Raw genomic sequence first — 22,012 nt, 5'->3', positions numbered from 1 at the left:
CGCTGCGTCGTCGAAGCCGGACCGATGGCTCATCCGACCCCATGCGCGCGCCGGCGTCAACGACGACCTGAGCGATTCCTCATGTCACCCGGTCAGGTCGTTTCGTCGTCGATGCCGCTCACCTCGTCGCCGACGCGGACCACGCCGGCGCCCCTCGGGATGAGCTGGATCCCGAACCACGTCGCGCCGTCCCAGGACCGGTGTCGGGCGAGGGTGCGTATCGGCTCCGGTCCCGACTCGAGGGTTCGGGGGTCGACCGTCGTCAGCACGCAGCGGTCGATGCACTTGGCGACGTCGAAGGGCACGTCTCCGACGCATACGGTCGTCCAGCCGTCCTCGACGAAGGGTTCGAGCTCACCGTCGATGACGAGGTTGGGCCGGAACCGTTCCATGTCCAGGCGCACGGGGTCCTCACCACGCTCGAGCGCGGTCTCGGTCACCCAGTCCTGCAAACGGCGCAGCGACGCCGTCGTCGCGAGCGTGACCGGGTAGGCGTCGGCGAACGCGGTCCGGTCCCCGGCTCGGGAGTGGGCAGGGTTGAGCGGGCGGGGTCGGGCGATGTGCACGAGCGTGCTGTCCGGTCGGCCGATGGCCGCTCCGATCCACTCGCTCGCCTCGGGAGGGGCCGGTATGCCGTGGAGCGGCCGGCCATGGACGGTCACCGGCACAGAGGCGCCGGTCGGCTCGGTCACCTCGAGCGGCTCGCGTTCCGCGGATCGGCTCTCGAGCCGGAGCCCACCGGCGAGGGGGGTGGCCGCAACGGTGAGCAAGGCACGGTCCCGCCGGGCGGTACGACTCTCCCCGGACCCGTCGACGACCATCCACCGACGGTCGTCGACGAGACCCTCGGCCGCGACGGCGACCTCGTCGAGGCTGCGTCCGGCGGTGCTCTTGACCGGGAAGACGGAGATCGAGGAGACCGTGACGGCAGCGTCGGACGTCATCCCCCGGTGGAGCCGGTCTCGACCTCTCCGACCGACTCCACGACGCGCACCCGCCCATCGGCGAGGGCGTACTCGGCGCCGACGATGGCCAGGCTGCCGGTTTCCACCCGATCGTGGATGAGGGTGGACCGGCTCGCCAGGAGCCGGGCCGTCTCGGCGACGTGCTCGCGCTGGATCTCCTCGACGCTCGTGCGTCCGTGTCGGGTGGCGGCCAGGACGCTGGGCGTGACCCGCTCGACGATGTCGCGGAGGAATCCCGGGGGGAGCTCGCCGGTCTCGACCGAGGTGATGCCCGCGCGCACCGCTCCGCACGAGTCGTGGCCTAGTACGACGATGAGGGGACAGCCGAGGACGCCGACCCCGAACTCGAGGGAGCCGAGGACGCTGGGGTCCACGACGTGCCCTGCCGTGCGCACCACGAAGAGATCGCCGAGGCCCTGGTCGAAGATGATCTCGGCCGCCACCCGGGAGTCCGCGCAGCCGAAGAAGATGGCGAACGGCTTCTGCTCGGCCGCGAGCCTGCTGCGCCGGTGGACGTCCTGGTGCGGATGCTTCTGCTCGTCGGCCATGAAGCGGGCGTTGCCGGCCGCCAGTGCGGCCCAGGCCTCGGTGGGGTTCTGCGGGCGGGGATCTGCGGTGGTGCTCGTCGAGGGCGTCATCGCTGCTGCTCCAGTCCGGGTCGGGTGGTGATGGTGAAGGCCACGGGTTTGGTGACCGATGCGAAGAAGTCGTTGCCCTTGTCGTCGACGACGATGAAGGCGGGGAAGTCCTCGACCTCGATCCGCCAGATCGCCTCCATGCCGAGCTCGGGGTACTCGAGGACCTCGACACTCTTGATGCAGTCCTGCGCCAGGCGGGCCGCCGGGCCGCCGATCGAGCCGAGGTAGAAGCCGCCGTGGGTCTTGCACGCGTCCGTGACCTGCTGGCTGCGGTTGCCCTTGGCCAGCATGACCATCGAACCGCCGGCCGCCTGGAACCGGTCGACGTAGGAGTCCATCCGCCCCGCTGTCGTCGGGCCGAACGAGCCGCTCGCCATGCCCTGGGGTGTCTTGGCCGGCCCCGCGTAGTAGACCGGGTGGTCCCGCAGATAGTCCGGCATCGGCTCACCGGCGTCGAGGCGCTCCTTGATCTTGGCGTGTGCGATGTCCCGGGCGACGACGAGCGGGCCCGAGAGGGACAGCCGCGTCTTGACCGGGTGTCTGGTCAGCTCGGCGAGGATCCGCTCCATCGGCTGGTTGAGGTCGATCTCGACGACCGCGCCCTGCCCGGTGGACGACGCGCCGACGGCTTCGGTGGCGTGCCCGTCGAGGGAGTCGTCGGTCTGCTCGGGGAGGAACCGGGCGGGGTCGGTCTCCAGCTGCTCGATGAACACCCCCTCGGGGGTGATCTTGCCGAGGCACTGGCGGTCCGCCGAGCACGATACGGCGATCGCGACCGGAAGCGAGGCGCCGTGCCGGGGGAGGCGGACGACGCGCACGTCGTGGCAGAAGTACTTGCCTCCGAACTGCGCGCCGATCCCGGTGAGCCGGGTGATCTCGAGCACCTCCTGCTCGAGCTCGACGTCGCGGAAGGCGTGCCCGGTCGCGGCGTCCCCGCTCGTGGGGAGGGTGTCGAGGTAGCGGGCCGACGCATACTTGGCCGTCTTGAGGGCGAACTCGGCGCTCGTGCCGCCGATGACGATGGCCAGGTGGTACGGCGGACAGGCGGCGGTCCCGAGGCCGCGCAGCTTCTCGTCGAGGAACCGCAGCATCGACTCGGGGTTGAGGATCGCCTTGGTCTCCTGGAACAGGAACGACTTGTTCGCCGAGCCGCCGCCCTTGGCCATGAACAGGAACTTGTAGGTCGTCTCATGGCCGGGTGCGGTGTCGGCGTACAGCTCGATCTGGGCTGGCAGGTTCGACCCGGTGTTGCGCTCGTCCCACATGGTCACCGGCGCCATCTGCGAGTAGCGCAGGTTCAGGGTCGTGTATGCGTCGTAGACACCGCGACTGAGCGGCACCTCGTCGGGGCCGTCGGTGAGCACCCGCTGGCCGCGCTTGCCCATGATGATCGCGGTGCCGGTGTCCTGGCACATCGGGAGGATGCCGCCCGCCGCGATGTTGGCGTTCTTGAGCAGGTCGAGAGCCACGAACTTGTCGTTGCTGCTCGCCTCCGGGTCGTCGAGGATGGTCCGCAGCTGCGCCAGGTGCCCCGGTCGAAGGTAGTGCGCGATGTCGTGCATCGCCGTCTCGGCCAGGAGGGTCAGCGCAGCGGGGTCGACCCGGAGGAAGTCCTGGCCGTCCGGTCCGGGCATGACCTCGACCCCCTCGGTCGAGAGTCGGCGGTAGGGAGTCTCGTCCGCTCCCAGCGGCAGCAGGTCGGTGTAGGCGAAGTCAGGCATGGTCGTCCTCTCTCGGCGTCACGGGGATGAGCATGACGAAACCGGGCGCTAGAGCTCGTCCAGGCTGGGCGCGTAGGCGCCGGCGTACCCCACGGTCACCGCGCTGCAGGCCAGACCCCGCTCGATCGCCGGGCGGACGGCCTCGGTCGTCGCCGACTCCAGTGCCGCTCTGCCCTCAGGCCCGCCGATGAGGCCCAGACTCAGCAGGCCGGACAGCAGCCCGGCCATGAACGAGTCGCCGGCGCCGACCGTGTCAACCACCGCCCCGGCCCGCGTGGGGAGGGCCTCGGGGCTGTCGTGCCTGGTCCGGAAGGTCACCCCGTCGGCGCCCCGGGTGAGCACGACGAGCGCGGGCCCGAGGTCGACCCAGTGGTCGATCACGTCGAGGACGTCACGGTCCGGGTAGAGCAGCTCGACGTCGTCGCTGCTCGCCTTGACGACGTCCACGACACCGAGCAGCTCCTCGACCCCGGTGCGGATGGCGTCGAGGTCACCCATGATGCCGGGGCGGATGTTCGGGTCGTAGGACACGGTCGCCGTCTCCCGGTGGTCCGCCATCGCGGTCCGGCACCGGGCACCACCGGGCTCGAGTGCCGTGGCCAGCGAGCCCGCGTGGATGTGCACGTCCCGGGCTCCGACCTTGACGGGCGCGAGGTTCCAGTGGATGTCGAACTCGTAGCTCGCGTTGCGGTCGGCGTCGAAGGTCACCTGGGCGGTGGAGGTCGGATGCGACGTGAAGCTGCCCTTGGTGAGCCGCACACCCCGCTCGCGCAGATGCGCCGCGATGCGCTCACCGCGCTGGTCGCGTCCGAGGGCGGTCGCGAACCGCACGGGGTGGTCCAGGCGGGCCAGTCCCACGGCGACGTTGGCGGGACTTCCGCCGACGTGCTCGACGTGAGCGCCGGCCGACTCGCGGACGATGTCGATCAGAGCCTCGCCGATGACGAGGATTCGCGGCTTGGGCATCGAGAGCCTTGCTGTCTGGTGGTCTGTACTGAAGGGGCGGTGCCGGGAAGGGCGGTCGGGTGGCGTCACCACGATGGCTCCGATCGTAGTGGCTCGACATCGGCGACAATGGACGGGTGAGCGAGCACCCCGCACCAGCCGAGGTCCGGCCGACGACGCCCGCCGGTTCCGGTGGAGAGCCACCGCAGCGGGTCTCGGCACCACAGCGGGTCAGCGCGTATGCCAGTGGCTCGGTCGCCAACATGGTGCGCTCGCTGCTCGTCATCGGCGCGATCATGGCGGTGATCGCGTTGATGTTCCCGCAGGTGCAGCCAGAGACCCCTGACGTCGACGCGGTGGCGACGGCTCAGCAGATCGAGGGGTCGACCGGCTGGAGTCTCGTCGTGCCGCGCGACCTGCCCGAGGGGTGGGTTGCGACCCGGGCGCAGTACCGCCGCAGCACCGACGGGCTGATGACCTGGCACGCCGGCTTCCAGACTCCCTCCGGCGACTACGCGGCCCTGCAACAGACCCTCGACGCGACCGACGCCTGGGTGACGACGCAGGTCAACCGCTCCCCAGAGGTGGGCGAGCTCGAGGTCGCCGGACGGTCGTGGACGCAGTACGACCGCACCGGCAAGGTGCAGCGGTCCCTCGTCGACCGCGGCGGGCCGGGCGAGATGACGACCGTCGTCACGGGCACGGCGTCATGGGAGGAGATGGAGCGGTTCGCGGCGTCGCTCGGACCGGTCCCGGCCCCGTAGGACTCCCTGGCTGAGGTCGCGTCTCGCCCAGCCGCTGTCAGCTCTCGTCGGCGCCGCGCTCCACGGCGGCCTGGGCCTCGTCCAACCACTTCGTGCAGTGCCCGGCAAGCGCCTCCCCGCGCTCCCACAGGCGCATGGACTCCTCGAGGGACGCCGACCCGCTCTCGAGCGTGGCGACGATCGTCACGAGCTCATCCTTGGCCTCCTCGTAGCTGAGCTCCTCGACCGGGCGGTCTTCGGACCCGTCAGGGCTGTTCATGTCGGCTCTCCTTCGTCTGCGTGTGGGTCATCGTCTGCGCCTGCGTGTGCGTCATCGTCTGGTCACCGGCGTGTGTCGTCGGCGTCCGCGACCGTTGCGGCGAAGTCCCCGGCCGCGACCCGCACCCGGAGCAGGTCGCCTCCCCCGACCTGGTCGGGGGAGGTGACGACCTCGCCGTCCGCGGTGGTGACCAGCGCATACCCGCGCTCGATCGTCGACTCGGGCGAGAGGACCCGCGCGGTGCGGCGCAGGTGCTCGATCCGGTCGCGTTCCCGCTCGAGGCGGCGGGTCAGACTCGAGCGCGCCCTCGCCCAGCCGGCGGTCAGCTCGTCCCGCTGTAGACTGAGGTATGCGCCGGGCGCGGTGAGCACGGGCCGTGACCTGATGGCCGCGAGTCCGGCGCGTTCGTGGCGCAGCCGTCCTCCGAGCGCGGCCTGCATCCGACCACGGGATGCCGTGATCGTTGCGACCTCCAGCCGGACGTCCGGAACCACGGCCTTCGCCGCGTCGGTCGGGGTGCTCGCCCGGAGGTCGGCCACGTGGTCGAGCAGAGGGGTGTCCACGTCGTGGCCGATCGCGCTCACGACGGGGGTGCGTGCTGCGGAGACCGCGCGCAGCAGGGCCTCGTTGCTGAACGGGAGAAGGTCCTCGACCGAGCCGCCGCCACGGGCGATGACGATGACGTCCACCTCCTCCGTGCCGTCCAAGGCCTGCAGGGCCGTCACCACCTCGGGCACGGCGTTGGCGCCCTGCACGGCGACCGTGCGGATGTCGAAGCGGACGGCCGGCCATCGGCGACGGGCGTTCTCGACGACGTCACGCTCCGCGGCGCTGCCCCGGCCGCAGATCAGGCCCACTGTCCTGGGCAGGAAGGGCAGGGTGCGCTTGCGGGAGGCGTCGAAGAGCCCTTCGGAGGCGAGAGTCGTCTTGAGGTACTCGATGCGGGCGAGGAGCTCACCGACCCCGACCGGTCGGATCTGGCGGGCATCGAGGGTGAGGCTCCCCCGCTGGGCCCAGAAGACCGGCTTGACCTGGGTGACGACCCGAGCGCCCTGCTGCAGTGGAGGCATGGCGTCGAGGGCGGTGACCCGGATGGCGACCGAGAAGGACATGTCGACATCGGCGTCGCGCAGGGTCAGGAACGCCATCGACGAACCCGGTCTGCGGTTCAGCTGGACGACCTGGCCCTCGACCCAGACGACCGACATCTTGTCGATGTAGTCGCCTACCTTCATCGACAGCAGCCGCAGGGGCCAGGGCTGGTCGGCCGTCGTGTCCGCTGCGCGCTCGGGCAGGGAAGGCGTCACCGGGAGCCCCAATGCCACTGCGGGGTCGTCAACAGTCCCTGCCCTTCGATGCGGGTCTCGCCGAGATCCTTGACGAGGGAGACCGAGCGGATGTCGTCCCGGAGCGTATCCCGGCCGGCGTCGTCGAGCGCCTCCACGAGAGGAGCCGAGTGTGTCACGACGACGACCTGTGTGTCGCGGGCCGCCCGGGTGATGAGCCGCGCGAGCGCCGGCACGAGGTTTGGATGCAGGCTCGTCTCCGGCTCGTTGAGGACCATGAGCGTCGGTGGGCGGGGGGTGTGCAGTGCGGCGATCAGCGCGAGGTAGCGGATCGTGCCGTCGGAGAGCTCTCCGGACCGCAGCGGTCGGAGCATCCCGCGCTGATGGAGGGCGACCTCGCACAGCCCGCCGTCCCAGAGCACCGCGACGCGAGCGCCGTCGAAGGCGTCCGCCACGCTGTCGTGCAGGGCCGCGCCGTCGCCGATCTCCTGGATCGTCTGGATCGCCGCGGCGAGGTCACCTCCGTCGCCGGCCAGGACGTCGGTGCGGGTCCCGACCTGCGGCCTGCGGACGGGGGCGTCGACGTCGGTGCGGAAGCCGTCGTAGAAGCGCCAGGAGCGGATCCGGTCGCGGACCGAGAGGACCTCTGGTGCGCGGTGCGGGTCCGCCACCTCGGTCATCAGACTGGCGGCCGAGGAGAGGCCCGTCACGAGGTCGCTCCAGCCACGTCCGTCGCGCGTGGCCACCGTGCCGCCGCGACGCTGGACGAGGATGGCGCCGGGCCGGGCGGTCGGTCCACTCCAGATGAGCTCGCGCTTGACCTGTGGGTCGCGGTTGAAGGCCGACGACTCCTGCGGAACCGGCAGACCGAGATCGACGAGGTAGCCGAAGCCCGCCGCCGGATCCGAGCCGCTCGACTCGTGGCCGGGCTGGGTGGAGAAGCCGAGCAGGAGGCTGACCGGCCCTCGACGTCTCGTGCCCTCGACATCGTGTCCGCGGCGGGCCCCACTGAGGGTTTCCGGCCCGGCCCACAGCGCCGACTGCAGACCGCCCTCGCGCGCGAGTGACCCCACGACGTGGCCTTGGGCGCAGTCGCCGAGCAGTCGGAGTGAGCGGTAGAGGCTCGACTTTCCGCTGCCGTTGGGGCCGGTCACCACGGTGAGGCGGCCGAGACCGACCACGACCTCACGCAGCGACCGGTATCCCGAGACGGCCAGCGTGCTGATCACCCGAGCCACTCTAGGCATGGGCGCTGACAGCCCGTCGCGGCCGATGTGACGTGGTTCATCCACCCTGCTCACCGGGAAAGGGGCGCCGCCGGTGGCCGGGCGGGGGCCACCGTGCGGCCACGTACGATGGAGCGTATGTCTGCCACGCCTGACCAGCCGACCAAGCAAGTGCTCCTGGCCGCCCCGCGTGGATACTGCGCCGGGGTGGACCGGGCCGTCGTCACCGTCGAGAAAGCCCTCGATCTCTATGGCGCCCCCGTCTATGTGCGCAAGCAGATCGTGCACAACAAGCACGTCGTCCAGACCTTGGAGCGCCGCGGCGCGATCTTCGTCGAGGAGACCGACGAGGTTCCCGAGGGTGCGACGGTGATCTTCTCCGCTCACGGTGTCGCCCCGGTGGTGCACGAGGAGGCCCGGCAGCTGAGCCTGCGCACGATCGACGCGACCTGCCCGCTCGTCACCAAGGTTCACCGAGAGGCGATCCGGTTCGCCGACGACGACTACGACATCCTGCTCATCGGTCACGAGGGGCACGAGGAGGTCGTGGGAACCTCCGGGGAGGCGCCAGACCACATCACCCTCGTCGACGGGCCGGATGACGTCGAGAACGTGACGGTCCGCGACCCGGACAAGGTCGTGTGGCTCTCGCAGACGACGCTGTCGGTGGACGAGACCATGGAGACCGTGCGACGCCTGCGCGAGAAGTTCCCCTCGCTGCAGGATCCGCCGAGCGACGACATCTGCTATGCGACCCAGAACCGTCAGCTCGCGGTCAAGCAGATGGCGGCCGAGTGCGACCTGATGATCGTGGTCGGATCCCGCAACTCGTCGAACTCCGTCCGCCTCGTCGAGGTGGCGCTCGAGCACGGTTCGCGCGCCGGGCACCTCGTCGACTTCGCGGACGAGATCGACGAGTCGTGGCTCGACGGGGTCACCACCGTCGGAGTGACCAGTGGCGCCTCCGTGCCGGAGATCCTCGTCCGGGGCGTGCTGGACTACCTGGGCGAGCGCGGCTATGCGGACGTCCGGCCGGTCATCGCCGCAGAGGAGACGCTGACCTTCTCGTTGCCGACCGAGATCCGTCGCGATCTCAAGGCCGCCGGCATGTCGGACAAGATGACCCACGACGCGAGCTTCGCAAGCTCACTGCGCTGATCACCGCGCGCGTTCGGCATGCTGCTGATGTGGCGGGCTGCCGGGGGTGTGCCGGAGGCGCGGGATGGCGCCGGGTTGGCATCCTGCTGATGTGGTGGGCTGTCGGGGTTGTGCCGGAGGCGCGGGATGGCGCCGGGTTAGCATGCCGCTCATGGCCCCAAGCGGGTCAGCCGCTCGCGAGACCGCGATCCGCGTCGTCGGAGTCGGGCCGGTCGCTCACGGTCCCGTCGACGAGCAGCTCCGGCCGGCGGTCCGGCGCGCTGACCTCGTCGAGGAGCTCGAGAGCCGTGAGCGGTCGCGGGCCGGTCTCGATCGGCACAGGAGCCTCGATCCGGTCTTCCACGAGTTCCAGGTCATGGAAGCGACGCGCCGTCACCAGGACCCGCGCCTCGAGAGCCCCGACGAGCCGGTTGTAGCTCTCGATGCTCCGCGACAAGGACGCGCCCATCGCGCCGACGTGACCGCCGAGGGTGGCGAGCCGGGTGTGCAGCTCGCGGCCGAGGGTGAGCAGCTCACGCGCGTTGGCGCTCAGAGCGTCCTGCTGCCACGTGAACGCCACGGTCCGCAGCAGCGCGAACAGCGACCCCGGCCCGACGAGGACGACCCGACTGCGCATGGCGGTCTCGTGCAAGGACGGGTCGGCGGCCAGCGCCGCGGACAGCATCGCCTCCGTCGGCACGAAACAGACCACCATCTCGGGCGTCGTCTCGAAGGCCGACCAGTACTCCTTCGCGCACAGGGCCTGCACATGTCCGGTGAGCGCAGCGGCGTGCTCCGCGTGCAGGCGGGTGCGGTCCTCGGCTGCGACCTCATCACCCTGGGCCTGGAGGAACGCCCGCATCGGGGCCTTCGCGTCGACGACGAGAATCTTGTCTCCCGGCAGCCGGACGACGGCATCCGGGCGGACTCCGCGCCCGTTAGAGCCGACCGCGCGCACCTGAGTGTCGAAGTCGACCCGCTCGAGCATCCCGGCATGCTCGAGAACCCGGCGGAGCTGCACCTCGCCCCACGCCCCACGCACGTTGGCCGAGTGCAGCGACCCGGCGAGTGAATGGGTCGCCCGCCCCAGCTCGCCGGTCGTCGTCTGCACTCCGCGAATCGTCGCAGCGAGGTCGGCGTACTGCGACACGCGGTCTCGCTCCAGCGCTCCGACCTGCCGCTCCACGCGCGCCACGGTCTCGCCGAGCGGCGCGAGCAGGGCCGCAGTGCGGTCGTCGGCGTCGAGCGCGTGCTCCAGGTCGCCCACGCGGTCGCGCAGCAGGTCACGCTCGGTCTCCGCGGCGGCGAGGTCGCGCTCGGCGCGCAGTCGCATCGTCCACCAGGTCATGGCACCGCCGAGCAGGCAGCCCACCAGCAGCGCTCCGACCACAACGAGGGGCGCGGTCGTCGTCCACGATGTCTCGACCGGTGTCATGGCGACGAGCCTGACAGACTGCTCCGACATCGCCCCCGACCCCGACCGGCGCGTCGATCGCGGATCCACGGCTGCACGTGACGCAGGCGACGCATTCACGTGCCGCGATCGAGGAGGGCAACGAATCTGTTACTCGAAATCCACCACCTGCGCAGATTCCGCAAGTACCGTGACTCACGGCCCCGAACCCGGAGAGTGATGTGACCGACGCGCCGCAGGACCCCGCACCGACCGTGCCGACCGGTGCCGGACCCCGAGGCAGCTCGGGCGAGCGCGGTCGCGCCGGCGCGGTGGAGCTGATCGGCGTCACCAAGCGCTTCGGCCACGCTGTCGCGGTGGACCGGCTGGACCTGGCCATCGAGCCCGGGGAGTTCATCGCCCTCCTCGGCCCGTCGGGGTGCGGCAAGACGACCACCCTGCGGATGATCGCGGGCTTCGAGCACCCCGACGAGGGTGAGATCCGGATCAGCGGTGAGGGCGTTCGGGGAGTTCCCCCGCACCGGCGCCACGTCAACACCGTCTTCCAGAACTACTCGCTGTTCCCCCACATGAACGTCGCCGAGAACGTCGCCTACGGCCTGCACCAGCAACGGACGCCGCGCGCCGAGATCCGCGAACGCGTCGCCGAGGCGCTTGACATGGTGCAGATGCGCTCGTTCGCCGACCGGAAGCCGGCACAGATGTCGGGCGGGCAGCAGCAGCGCGTGGCGCTCGCCCGCGCGCTGGTCAACAAGCCGTCCGTCCTGCTCCTCGATGAGCCGCTCGGCGCGCTGGACCGGCAGCTGCGCGAGGAGATGCAGATCGAGCTCAAGCTCCTCCAGTCCCGCCTCGGGACGACGTTCGTGTTCGTCACCCACGACCAGCACGAGGCGCTCTCGATGGGGGACCGGATCGCGATCATGCGGGCCGGCCGGATCGAGCAGCTCGACACGGCCGACGAGGTGTATGCGCGACCCGCCTCCGCGTTCGTCGCCGGCTTCGTCGGGCAACAGAACTTCATCGAGGGCACGCTCGGAGCCGACGGCCTGGTCCACGCGGGCCCGGTCCGACTGCGCAGCACCCGCCGGACCGAGACCGAGCAGGTGCGTCCGGGACGGGTACGAGCGGCGATCCGTCCCGAGTACGTCTCTCTCGGCCCCGCGACCGCCGAGGGTGGCCCCACGGAGAACTCGGTCTCCGGACGGCTCGCGGGGGTCGCGCACCTCGGGGAGACGATGCAGTTCGTCGTCGAGGTTCCGGCGTCGATCGGCACGACGAGTCTGGTCAGTCGCATTCCCACGCCGGCGGCACCCAGCGTTCGAACCGGAACGACCGTCACCGCTTCGTGGTCCTCCGACAGCGTCCACCTGTTCGCCCCCGACCGGGCCCCCGCCGGGACGGCCACCACCGACCCAGTGCCGTCCTGAACTCCGCCGTCCTGAACCTGCCACCATCAAGGAGATCCCATGTCTCGTGCCTCCCGCCCTCGCCCCGTCCGCGTGCTCGCGCACTCCAGTGCGGCTCCGAGAATCAGATCCGAGCTGACCCGCCGTGGGTTCCTCACCGTTGCCGCGACACTCGGCGGCGCCACCGTGCTCAGCGCCTGCGGAGGTGAGGAGTCGGGGTCGACCGCCACCGGCACCGGGACGGCGACCCCGCGAGCCACCGGCGGTGACCTCGAGGACTCGGTGTCGATCTACACGTGGGGTGACTACGACAGCCCCGACGTGCTCGAGCGCTTCACCTCCGAGCTGGGACCGACCATCTCGCTCGACTCGTTCAACTCCAACGAGGAGCTCATCGCCAAGCTCGTCGCAGCCCGCGGGACCAGTGGCTACGACATCGTCGTCCCGACCGGCCAGTTCATCCCGCAGATGATCGAGAACGACCTGCTCGAGCCGCTCAACAAGGACCTGATCCCCAACCTCGAGCACATGGACGAGAACTTCCTCGGCCGGGCCTGGGACCCGGAGAACCAGTGGTCGATCTGCAAGGCGTGGGGCACGACCGGGTTCGTCTACGACAACACTGTCATCACCCGCGAGCTGACCACGTGGAACGACTTCATCGACGCCGCCCAGAACGAGGCCAGCGGCCGAACGTCCCTGCTCGACGACCCGGCCGAGCTCACCGGGATCTACTTCTGGGCCAACGGGATCGACTGGACGACCGAGGACGAGGCCGACCTGCAGGCGGCCGAGGACTTCCTCGTCAACGACATGGCGCCGCATATCGCCGCCTTCGACTCCTACCCGGGCGGCTCGGCGATCCCGCAGGGCACCCACGTGCTCATGCAGTCGTGGAACGGCGACGCCCGGATCGGCATCATGGAGAGCCCGGAGCCCGAGCGCTGGACCTGGGTGCTCGGCGCGCCCGCGACCGAGCTGTGGATGGACAACTGGTGTATCGCCAAGGGCGCGCCGAACATCGAGGCGGCCCACGCCTTCATCGACTTCGTCCTGCACCCCGACCAGGTCATCGACCAGGTCGACTACATCGGCTACCACACCGGCGCGGCGGACGTCGAGGCTCGTGCCCAGGAGGCCGGGCTCGAGATGCTCGACTTGGTCTTCTTCACCGACGAGCAGGTCGCGACCATGCAGGAGGGCGAGGTCAACTCGGCCCAGCAGCGGATCGTCGACATCTGGAACAGGACCAAGGCCGCCGCAGGCGCCTGAGCTGCCCGTGCCCAGACCCAGGTTCCTCCTCGCGATCCCGGCGTGGGCGTGGCTGGTCACGTTCTTCGTCCTGCCCGTCGCGACGGTCGTCTACTTCAGCTTCGGCTACAAACCGGGGCTCTTCGGCACGCATGCCACGGATGTGCTGTCGCTGGACCGGTACCGGGAGGCGCTCTCCCCGACCTTCTTCACCACGTTCATCAACACCCTGCGGGTGGGGATTCTCGGCACCCTGATCTGCCTCCTCATCGCGATCCCGATGGCCTACTGGATGGCGGTCAAGGTCTCGCCGAACCGGCGCGTCTTCCTGCTCGCGCTCGTCATCGTCCCCTTCTGGACGAACTTCCTCGTGCGCACCATCGGCTGGCAGGTCATCCTCGCCCCGGAGGGCTGGCTGTCCGGGCTGCTCCAGTCCGTCGGTCTGCGGGACGGCCCCCTCGCGATCCTCTACACCAGACCCGCAGTCCTGCTCGGCGTGGTCTACAACTATCTGCCGCTGATGATCCTGCCGCTCTTCGTCGCCTTCGACCGGGTGGGTCCGGCGCTGCGTGAGGCGAGCAAGGACCTGGGCGCCGACCGGTGGCGCACGTTCACCCAGGTGACGCTCCCGATGGCCCGTCCGGGCATCATCGCCGGGGTCCTACTCGTCTTCATCCCGCTCATGGGGGACTACATCACGGCCACGGTCCTCGGCGGAGCCCGCGGCAACATGGTCGGCCAGCTCGTGGCCAGCCAGTTCCAGGCCGCGCAGAACTGGGCGCTGGGGTCGGCCATGGCCGTCCTGCTCATCCTCGTGATCGCGGTGACCGTTCTCGTGGGGGCGGCCATGGCATACCTCGTCTCCTGGCCGTTCGCCCGGCACCGGCGGCTGCGGCTCGCGGACCTCCCGCCCGCGGAGGCCCGGACGTGAGCGGGTCGGGGGAGCACCGGACGCTCACGGACTACCTGCTGTATGCGTGGGGCGTCCTGGTCTTCGCGTTCCTGTTCCTGCCGATCGTCGTGATCATCCTGTACTCCTTCAACGAGGGCCGGCTGCTGGTTGCCTTCACCGAGTTCGGCTTCACCCCGTTCCGGGCCATCGTCGAGCGTCCGCAGATCCGCTCGGCGGTCATCGTCTCGATCCAGACCGGCGCGATCGCGGCCGTGCTCGCCACCGCCCTCGGGACCCTGGCCGGCGTGGCCATGGCCCGGCGCCCCGGCCGATGGGTGTTCTGGTTCGTCCTCCTGCTGCTCCTCGTCTCGGTGACGCCGGAGATCGTGGACGCCGTCGCACTGCTGCCGTGGCTGGTCTTCCTCGGCCAGGACGTCGGGCTCGGCATCTTCGACAACGGCGTCGTCCGCCTCGTCGTCGGGCACTCGCTGTTCTCGACTGCGGTGGTCGCCTACATCGTGCGAGCGAGGCTCGTCGGCCTCGACGCGCAGCTCGAGGAGGCCTCGGCGGACCTGTACGCCTCACCGTGGACGACGTTCCGGCGGATCACGCTGCCGCTCGCGATGCCGGCCGTCCTCGCCGGCGGCCTGCTCGCGTTCACGCTCAGCCTCGACAACACGATCATCTCCGCGTTCGTCCAGGTGTCGGGGACGACGCCCTGGCCGGTCTACGTCCTCAGCGCGCTGCGCAGCGGACTGCGCCCCGAGATCGCCGCCGTCTCGACGATCATGCTCCTGCTCACGCTGCTCTCGCTCGTCCTCGTCTGGCTGGTCCTGCGCCGCGCGGGGGACAGCGACACCCAGATCGCCCGCACGATGACAGGAAACTGATGACCGCAGAAGCCTCCGCCGATCTCATCCTGCGGGGCGGCCCCGTGTTCACGGCCTCAGCCACGCGTGAGCGGGCGAGCGCCGTGGCCGTGCGCGGCGACCGGATCGTCGCCGTCGGTCACCAGGGCGACCCGTGGGTGACGGACCTGACGGGGCCACGCACCGAGGTGGTCGACCTCTCCGGCCGCCTGCTCGTCCCGGGCTTCCAGGATGCGCACGTCCACCCCGTGTGGGGCGGTCTCGACCTCATGCGGTGCAACCTGGCCGACGACGTCACGGCCGACGCATACCTCGACCGCATCGGTGTGTATGCGCAGGCTCACCCGGATGCACCGTGGATCCTCGGCGGGGGCTGGGCGATGGCCGCCTTCCCCGGCGGGACCCCGACTGCGGCGGCGCTGGACGCGGTCGTCGCCGACCGGCCCGTCTTCCTGGCCAACCGCGACGGGCACGGGGCGTGGGTCAACACGGTAGCCCTGCGTCTCGCGGGCATCGAGCGCCACACTCCCGACCCGGCCGACGGCCGGATCGAGCGCGATGCCTCGGGTCAGCCGACCGGGACCCTCCACGAGGGCGCGATGTCGCTCGTGAACCGGCTTCTGCCGAAGACCTCGGCGCGGGAGATGCGCGAGGCGCTGCTGCTCGGGCAGCGGTACCTGCACTCCCTCGGCGTGACGGCCTGGCAGGACGCGATCGTCGGAGCCTACGGCGACGCGGGCGACCCGGCGCACGCCTATCTCGACGCGGCCCGCGACGGGTCGCTCACCGGACGTGTCGTCGGGGCGCTGTGGTGGGACCGCGGTGCCGGGCTCGAGCAGCTCGAGGCGCTGCGGGAACGGCGGGAGGCGTTCACGCACGGGCGGTTCCGCGCCACCTCGGTGAAGATCATGCAGGACGGTGTGGCCGAGAACTACACGGCCGCCATGCTCGAGCCGTACTGCGACGGCCATGGGCACCCCACCGACAACTCGGGCATCTCGTTCGTCGAGCCCGGGCTGCTCAGCGAGGCGGTCACCGCGCTCGACGACGACGGCTTCCAGGTCCACTTCCACGCGATCGGCGACCGGGCCGTCCGCGAGTGTCTGGACGCCGTCGCGGCGGCGCGGGCGGCGCACGGGCCGAACGACCTGCGCCACCACATCGCCCACCTCCAGGTCATCCACCCGGAGGATGTTCCGCGCTTCCGTGACCTGGGTGTGGCGGCCAACCTGCAGATGCTGTGGGCCACGCTCGAGCCGCAGATGGTCGAGCTGACCCTGCCGTTCCTCGGCGAGCCCCGGTCCTCGTGGCAGTACCCCTTCGGCGACCTGCACCGTTCGGGTGCGGTACTCGCGGCGGGCAGCGACTGGTCGGTCTCCACGCCCGACCCCTGGGCGGCCATCCACGTCGCCGTCAACCGGACGACCCCGCCCGGTCACGAGGAGCCCGGTGCCCCCGATGATCCCTACGAGCCGTTCCTCCCGCACCAGGCGATCGACCTCGGGACGGCGCTCACCGCATACACCGCCGGGTCGGCCTGGGTGAACCACCTCGACGACACCGGCGTCATCCGCGCGGGCGCGCTCGCCGACCTCGTCGTCCTCGACCGCGACCCGTATGCGGGGCCCGCCGACGAGATCGGCCTCACCCGCGTGCAGCGCACGTACGTCGGGGGCCGGCTCGTCCACGACGCCGACGCCGACGCCGACTGAGGAGTCTCGCCTTTCTCTCCCCATCCGGGAAACCGTTCGTTCACCACGGTTGATTTGCGTGGTGAAGGATGAGTTCGCGTGGGGAAGTCGGACCGGTGCCACCTCCCTCACAGCGGTGTAGCGTCGAGATCATGCGACGGGTGAGCGCGGCGCCGGAGAGGCCGCTTCGATGAGCGACCTCCCCGAGGGCATCACTCTCGACACCGAGGCCCAGCGCCTCGCCGGGATCCGGATCCTCAACGAGCGGCTGCCGAAGAAGCGCGTCATCGCCCAGGGGGTGCTCCGCTCGCCGGATGGGTCGGTGCTCCTGTGCGAGCTCACCTACAAGAAGGACTGGGATCTGCCGGGGGGCGTCGTCGACCCCGGGGAGAGCCCCGCACACTGCGTCGTGCGCGAGATCGACGAGGAGCTGGGGATCGAGGTCGCGGTGCACGGACTGCTCGCCGTCAACTGGTTACCCCCCTACCGCGGCTGGGACGACGCGCTGCTCTGCCTCTTCGACCTCGGCGTCGTCGACGGGGGCATCCTCGAGCACGCCACCCTGCTGCGGCGTGAGATCCGGGGCGCCCATTGGGTCGCACCCGGGGCGCTGGCCGACCACGTCGCGCCCTATACCGCCGCCATGCTCAGCGAGGTCCTGGCCGCGGTGACGGCCGAGGAGCCGGCGGGCACCGCATACATCGAGGACAGCCGGCGGGTGCGCTTCACCGACGGCTCCGCGTGAGCCTCCTCGGGGACGGCGCCCTCGCCGAGCGAACCTCAGCACTGCTCACCGGTGGCGACGCCTTCGTTGTGGCGAGGGTCGCCGACGGTCGTGCGCGCGTCGCCGCCCGCGGGGTCCCCCTCGAGAGCGACGTCGAGATCGGCTCCGTGAGCAAGGGCCTGACCGGTCTGCTGCTGCACGACGCGATCGATCGCGGGGAGGTCACCCTCGACACGAGACTCGGCGAGCACCTCGACGTCGGGGACGGCCCGATCGCCGACCTCAGTCTCGGGTCGCTTGCGACGCACCGATCCGGCCTGCCACGGTTGGCGCCGGGTGGGCATGTCTGGCGGCGCACGCTGCGCCTCATGACGCACGGGGAGAACCCCTACGGCGAGACGCTCGCGGAGCTGCTGGTCAGGGTGCGCGACCTGCGTCCGGGACGGGCGCGTCCACGCTACTCGAACCTGGGGTTCATGCTCCTCGGGCACGCGGTGGCCTCGGCAGTGGGCCTGCCGTATGCGCGACTCGTCCGGGAGCGTCTGGCCCAGCCCTTGAGCATGACCGGCGTTCGGGTGCCGTCGACGCCGGATGGGCTCGGCCCCCACTCGGTGGCCGGCACCAGCCGACGGGGAAGGACCGTGGCCGCCTGGACCGGTGAGGCCCTCGCCCCCGCGGGAGGGATCCGGGCTACCGCCGACGATCTCGCGCGCCTGCTCGGCGCACTGCTCGACGGCAGCGCCCCCGGGATCTCCGCGCTCGAGCCGGTGGCCCGGCTCGCGGGGCCCGGCGTGCGGATCGGCGCTGCCTGGTTGACGACGACCAAGGACGGCCGGGAGATCACCTGGCACAACGGCGGGACCGGGGGTTTCCGCAGCCTCGTCGGCATCGACCGCGACGCGGGCCGCGGTGTGGCCCTCGTGCGGGCGACGAACCGGTCCGCCGACACTGTGGGCCTGACCCTACTGACGGAGGCCGACCCCGTCGGCGTGGACGTCGGTCGGCGCTGAGACGCGCGGACCCCGTCCGAGCGGGCATTAGACTCTTGCCCTCGTGGCCCTCACTATCGGAATCGTCGGACTGCCCAACGTCGGCAAGTCCACGATGTTCAACGCCCTGACCAAGAACTCCGTGCTCGCCGCGAACTACCCCTTCGCGACGATCGAGCCGAACGTCGGGGTGGTGCCCCTTCCCGACTCGCGGCTCGCGCGACTGGCCGAGATCTTCGGCTCGGAGCGGATCCTGCCGGCCACGGTCTCCTTCGTCGACATCGCGGGCATCGTCAAGGGCGCCTCGGAGGGGGAGGGCCTGGGCAACAAGTTCCTCGCGAACATCCGCGAGGCCGACGCGATCTGCCAGGTGGTCCGGGCGTTCGAGGACGCCGACGTCGTCCACGTCGACGGCCAGGTCTCTCCGAAGGACGACATCGAGATCATCGAGACCGAGCTCATCCTGGCTGACCTCCAGACGCTCGAGAAGGCGGTGGCCCGCCTCGAGAAGGAGGCGCGGATCAAGAAGGACAGCAAGCCCCTACTCGACAATGCGCTCGCCGCCCAGAAGGTGCTCGAGTCGGGACAGACGCTGTATGCGGGTGGCACCGCCGGCGGGGTCGACACCGGTCTGGCTCGCGACCTGGGGCTGCTCACGACCAAGCCCTTCATCTATGTCTTCAACCTCGACGAGGACCAGCTGGCCGACGCCGACCTGCACGCGAGGCTCCGTGAGCTCGTCGCACCCGCGGACTGCGTCTTCCTCAACGCCAAGCTCGAGATGGACCTGATGGAGATGGACGACGCCGAGGCGCTCGAGCTGCTCCAGTCCTTCGGCGCCGAGGAGTCCGGTCTCGACCAGCTCGCCCGGGTGGGCTTCCACACCCTCGGCCTGCAGACCTTCCTCACGGCCGGGCCGAAGGAGTCACGGGCCTGGACGATCCGCCGGGGCTGGACCGCGCCCGAGGCTGCGGGCGTGATCCACACCGACTTCCAGCGGGGCTTCATCAAGGCCGAGGTCGTCTCGTTCGACGACCTCGACGAGCTCGGCTCGATGGCTGCGGTCAAGGCCGCCGGAAAAGCGCGCATGGAGGGCAAGGACTACGTCATGGCCGATGGCGACGTGGTCGAATTCCGCTTCAACGTGTAGTCGCGCGTTATCAGGCGTGTCCGCGTGGCCCCTGGCCCGGCTGTCGTCGTGCCGGGGTCGCGGGTCACTGCCGGGCGGTGGCGATCCTCGCGACCTCGGCGGGGTCGATCAGGTGCGAGTGGTCGTCGTCGCCGATGTCGATCTGGACGACGTCGATCCGACCGGTGAACGTGCTTGCGCCGGCATAGTCGGCGCTCACCGGAAGTCCGTAGTCATCGCCGATGTCGGTCGTCTCGTCGGCCGAGAAGATCAGCGGCTGCGTGAGGTCGACCCGGCCGGACCCGACCTGCTCCCCGTCGACGAACAGCGTCACGGTCCCGCCCTTGGCCAGCCCGCCGCCGTCGTAGTCGAACTCGGCACGGATCTGGTGACGTCCGTCCTCGAGAGGCCGCTCGGCTCCGACGACGAACTCCTGCATTCCCAACACGTTGTAGACGAATCTGGGATGCCCGTCCTTGACGTAGAGAGCCCACCCTCCGAAGCGCCCACCCTGGGCGATGAGGACGCCGTTCGTGGTGGGCCCTCCGGGGGTCTCCACGGCGGCCGTGACCCGGAACGAGCGGTTCTTGACGTCGATGACGCTGTTCTCCGAGAGGCGCTTCATCCCCGGGAACAGCACCTGGGTGGTGCCGGTGACGAGTTGAGGGCGGCCGGCGATCGTCGCGTTGAGCCGCTCGAACCGACGGTCGTCGATCGGCAGGACGTTGTGACGCACCGCCTCGATCAGCCACAGGCGCTGCAGGTCGGCCAGTCGCTCGGGCTGATCGGCGGCCAGATCGTGAGCCTGCGTCCAGTCGGTGCTCCCGTCGTAGAGCTCCCAGACGTCGTCCTCGAGCGCCGGGAGCTCCTCGTTGGGCAGCCATGGCGTGCTGTGCCGGGTGACGGCGCTCCAGCCCTTGAAGTAGATGCCGCGGTTCCCGGCCATCTCGAAGTACTGCAGGTCGTGCCGCTCCTGCGCGTCCGCCGCGTCGAAGGTGTACAGCATGCTGGTGCCCTCGATCGGCGCCTGCTGGATGCCGTTGACGAACGTCGGCTCGGGCAGGCCGGCCGCCTCGAGCACGGTCGGTGCCACGTCGATGACATGGGTGAACTGGGACCGGATCTCGCCCCGGCTCTCGAACCCGGCGGGCCAGTGGACGATCGTGCCGTTGCGGGTCCCGCCCCAGTGGGAGGCGACCTGTTTGGTCCACTGGTAGGGGGTGCACATCGCCCACGCCCAGCCAACCGAGTAGTGGTTGTAGGCCTCGACCGTCCCGAGCTTGTCCTTCATCGCGGCCATGAACTCGGGGGTCTCGATGGCGGCCAGCCCGTTGAAGTTCGCCATCTCGTTGAAGGCGCCGTTGACCGTGCCTTCCGCGGAGGCGCCGTTGTCGCCGATGATGTAGTAGACGAGGGTGTTCTCGAGCGCACCGACGTCCTCGATCGCGTCGATGAGGCGACCTACGTGATGGTCCGTGTGCTCGAGGAACCCGGCGTAGACCTCCAGCTGTCGCTCGAGCACCGGCCGGAGCGTCTCGTCCATCTCGTCCCAGGCCGGAATGGCCGCCGGTCGGGTCGTGAGATCGGAGTCGGGCGAGACCACGCCCAGATCCTTCTGCCGCTCGAAGATGGTCTGCCGCAGCGCGTCCCAGCCCATCGCGAAGCGACCGGCATACGTGTCCGCCCACTCCAGGGGCACGTGGTGGGGCGCGTGGGTCGCGCCCGGTGCGAAGTACAGGAAGAACGGCTTGTCCGGAGCCAGCGCCTTCTGGGTCCGGACCCAGCCGATCGCCTTGTCGGCCAGGTCTTCGGTGAGGTGGTAGCCGTCCTCGGGTCCGAGGTCCGGCTCGATGGGCGAAGTCCCCTCGTACAGCGCCGGGTAGTACTGGTTGTTCTCGCCTCCGATGAACCCGTAGAAGTACTCGAACCCGCCGCCCCCGGTCGGCCAGGCGTCGAAGGGCCCGACCGGTGAGGTCTGCCACGGAGGGACCTCATGGCACTTGCCGAATTGTGCCGTCGAGTAGCCGTTGAGCTTGAGCGTCGTCGCCAGTGGGGCCTTGGTGTTGGGGCGAAGGCCGCTCGACCCGGGAGCCGAGGTCGCCGTCTCGGTGATCAGGCCCATCCCCACCGAGTGGTGGTTGCGGCCGCTCAGCAGGGCGGCTCGGGTCGGTGCACAGAGCGCCGTCGTGTGGAACCGGTTGAACGTCAGTCCGCCCCGCTGCAACCGCTCCGCCGTCGGCATGTGAACCGGACCTCCGAACGCGCTGGAGGCGCCGAACCCGACATCGTCGAGCAGGACGATCAGGACGTTGGGTGCGCCTGCGGGCGGGACCAGTGGCTCGATCGGCGGGAACGAGGTGTCCGGGTCCTTGGCGTCATAGGTGAGCAGACCGGTGTGCTGCCGGTCCGGGATCGGCAGGATGCTCCTGCCGCCGACGTGCCCGTCATTCATGTCCATGACTCCGTCTCGAGAGAGGTATGCGATGCGCGGGATCACCGTATGCGTCCCCGGACCACCCGATCGCCAAACGTAGTCTCGAGGGACATCAGCGACACCACCCGCTGAGGGTGAGAGAGTGCGCAGCCGGTAGACAGGTGGTCATCCCGCCGACCGGCTGCTGTGGCCAGATACATGTGCAGCGGGTCATCCTGAGGGTGCACATCCAGCGCCTACACTCACTGCGACGACCCCGACCTTCGACCTTG

General features: G+C 70.2%; 19 protein-coding genes. 10 read left to right on the top strand and 9 right to left on the bottom strand.

What is annotated here, in order from left to right; genetic code table 11:
- Window positions 1–92: 92 nt before the first annotated feature.
- The 4 genes from GA707_RS01920 to GA707_RS01905 are packed head-to-tail and all read right to left on the bottom strand — an operon-like array spanning window position 93 to window position 4,290.
- Window positions 93–944 carry an MOSC domain-containing protein gene (locus tag GA707_RS01920; RefSeq protein WP_152176714.1) on the bottom strand — a complete coding sequence of 284 codons (852 nt, stop codon included), beginning with the start codon at window positions 942–944 and terminating at the stop codon, window positions 93–95.
- On the bottom strand, window positions 941–1,603 hold the full coding sequence (locus GA707_RS01915; RefSeq protein WP_152176713.1) for a carbonic anhydrase: 663 nt from the start codon (window positions 1,601–1,603) through the stop codon (window positions 941–943). The genes GA707_RS01920 and GA707_RS01915 overlap by 4 nt, the downstream gene beginning before the upstream one ends.
- A complete protein-coding gene (locus tag GA707_RS01910) occupies window positions 1,600–3,324 on the bottom strand; it encodes a fumarate hydratase (RefSeq protein WP_152176712.1) in 1,725 nt (574 codons plus the stop codon). The genes GA707_RS01915 and GA707_RS01910 overlap by 4 nt, the downstream gene beginning before the upstream one ends.
- Before the next feature lie 48 nt (window positions 3,325–3,372).
- Window positions 3,373–4,290: a PfkB family carbohydrate kinase gene (locus tag GA707_RS01905; protein ID WP_152176711.1), complete on the bottom strand. Its 918-nt coding sequence runs from the start codon at window positions 4,288–4,290 to the stop codon at window positions 3,373–3,375.
- A 116-nt stretch (window positions 4,291–4,406) separates the two neighbouring features.
- Between GA707_RS01905 and GA707_RS01900 the strand changes: the two genes are divergently transcribed.
- Complete coding sequence (locus GA707_RS01900; RefSeq protein WP_226963465.1) at window positions 4,407–5,033, top strand: DUF4245 domain-containing protein; 627 nt, start codon at window positions 4,407–4,409, stop codon at window positions 5,031–5,033.
- Between the two features lie 37 nt (window positions 5,034–5,070).
- Here the strand turns inward: GA707_RS01900 and GA707_RS01895 are convergent, their stop codons facing one another.
- The 3 genes from GA707_RS01895 to GA707_RS01885 form a co-directional block, all read right to left on the bottom strand.
- On the bottom strand, window positions 5,071–5,292 hold the full coding sequence (locus GA707_RS01895; RefSeq protein WP_152176710.1) for an exodeoxyribonuclease VII small subunit: 222 nt from the start codon (window positions 5,290–5,292) through the stop codon (window positions 5,071–5,073).
- Window positions 5,293–5,354: 62 nt separating this feature from the next.
- A complete protein-coding gene (xseA, locus tag GA707_RS01890; protein ID WP_152176709.1) occupies window positions 5,355–6,599 on the bottom strand; it encodes an exodeoxyribonuclease VII large subunit in 1,245 nt (414 codons plus the stop codon).
- A complete protein-coding gene (locus tag GA707_RS01885) occupies window positions 6,596–7,807 on the bottom strand; it encodes an AAA family ATPase (protein ID WP_152176708.1) in 1,212 nt (403 codons plus the stop codon). The genes xseA and GA707_RS01885 overlap by 4 nt, the downstream gene beginning before the upstream one ends.
- 135 nt (window positions 7,808–7,942) lie before the next feature.
- On the opposite strand from GA707_RS01885, the gene GA707_RS01880 reads away from it, so the two are divergent.
- A complete protein-coding gene (locus GA707_RS01880) occupies window positions 7,943–8,962 on the top strand; it encodes a 4-hydroxy-3-methylbut-2-enyl diphosphate reductase (protein WP_152176707.1) in 1,020 nt (339 codons plus the stop codon).
- 166 nt (window positions 8,963–9,128) lie between these two features.
- Here the strand turns inward: GA707_RS01880 and rmuC are convergent, their stop codons facing one another.
- Window positions 9,129–10,376 (bottom strand): DNA recombination protein RmuC, encoded by a 1,248-nt coding sequence (gene rmuC / locus GA707_RS01875; RefSeq protein WP_226963464.1) that lies wholly within the window; start codon window positions 10,374–10,376, stop codon window positions 9,129–9,131.
- A 200-nt stretch (window positions 10,377–10,576) separates the two neighbouring features.
- On the opposite strand from rmuC, the gene GA707_RS01870 reads away from it, so the two are divergent.
- The 8 genes from GA707_RS01870 to ychF all read left to right on the top strand — a co-directional run bounded on the left by GA707_RS01870 (window position 10,577) and on the right by ychF (window position 19,327).
- Window positions 10,577–11,782, top strand: a complete 1,206-nt coding sequence (locus GA707_RS01870) for an ABC transporter ATP-binding protein (protein ID WP_370459971.1) — start codon at window positions 10,577–10,579, stop codon at window positions 11,780–11,782.
- 39 nt (window positions 11,783–11,821) lie between these two features.
- A complete protein-coding gene (locus tag GA707_RS01865; protein WP_152176706.1) occupies window positions 11,822–13,033 on the top strand; it encodes a spermidine/putrescine ABC transporter substrate-binding protein in 1,212 nt (403 codons plus the stop codon).
- Window position 13,034: 1 nt separating this feature from the next.
- A complete protein-coding gene (locus GA707_RS01860) occupies window positions 13,035–13,943 on the top strand; it encodes an ABC transporter permease (RefSeq protein WP_370459986.1) in 909 nt (302 codons plus the stop codon).
- Window positions 13,940–14,794 (top strand): ABC transporter permease, encoded by an 855-nt coding sequence (locus tag GA707_RS01855; RefSeq protein WP_152176704.1) that lies wholly within the window; start codon window positions 13,940–13,942, stop codon window positions 14,792–14,794. Before GA707_RS01860 ends, GA707_RS01855 begins: the two co-directional genes overlap by 4 nt.
- The gene (locus tag GA707_RS01850; RefSeq protein ID WP_152176703.1) at window positions 14,794–16,485 is read left to right on the top strand and encodes an amidohydrolase; all 1,692 of its coding nucleotides are present in this window, start codon (window positions 14,794–14,796) and stop codon (window positions 16,483–16,485) included. The genes GA707_RS01855 and GA707_RS01850 overlap by 1 nt, the downstream gene beginning before the upstream one ends.
- 169 nt (window positions 16,486–16,654) lie before the next feature.
- Window positions 16,655–17,209 (top strand): NUDIX hydrolase, encoded by a 555-nt coding sequence (locus tag GA707_RS01845; protein WP_152176702.1) that lies wholly within the window; start codon window positions 16,655–16,657, stop codon window positions 17,207–17,209.
- On the top strand, window positions 17,206–18,198 hold the full coding sequence (locus GA707_RS01840) for a serine hydrolase (RefSeq protein ID WP_152176701.1): 993 nt from the start codon (window positions 17,206–17,208) through the stop codon (window positions 18,196–18,198). The genes GA707_RS01845 and GA707_RS01840 overlap by 4 nt, the downstream gene beginning before the upstream one ends.
- 43 nt (window positions 18,199–18,241) lie before the next feature.
- Window positions 18,242–19,327, top strand: coding sequence for a redox-regulated ATPase YchF (gene ychF, locus GA707_RS01835; RefSeq protein ID WP_152176700.1), 1,086 nt, complete (start codon window positions 18,242–18,244; stop codon window positions 19,325–19,327).
- 64 nt (window positions 19,328–19,391) lie between these two features.
- Here the strand turns inward: ychF and GA707_RS01830 are convergent, their stop codons facing one another.
- Entirely contained in the window at window positions 19,392–21,764 is a 2,373-nt protein-coding gene (locus GA707_RS01830) for a sulfatase-like hydrolase/transferase (protein WP_370459969.1), read from the bottom strand.
- Between the last annotated feature and the right edge of the window lie 248 nt (window positions 21,765–22,012).

Origin of the sequence: Nostocoides sp. F2B08 (assembly GCF_009184895.1) — a bacterium.
In the GTDB taxonomy this organism is placed as follows: Bacteria; Actinomycetota; Actinomycetes; order Actinomycetales; family Dermatophilaceae; genus F2B08.
Note: the sequence above shows the minus strand (reverse complement) of the source record. Positions and strands in the feature narration are given on the sequence as shown.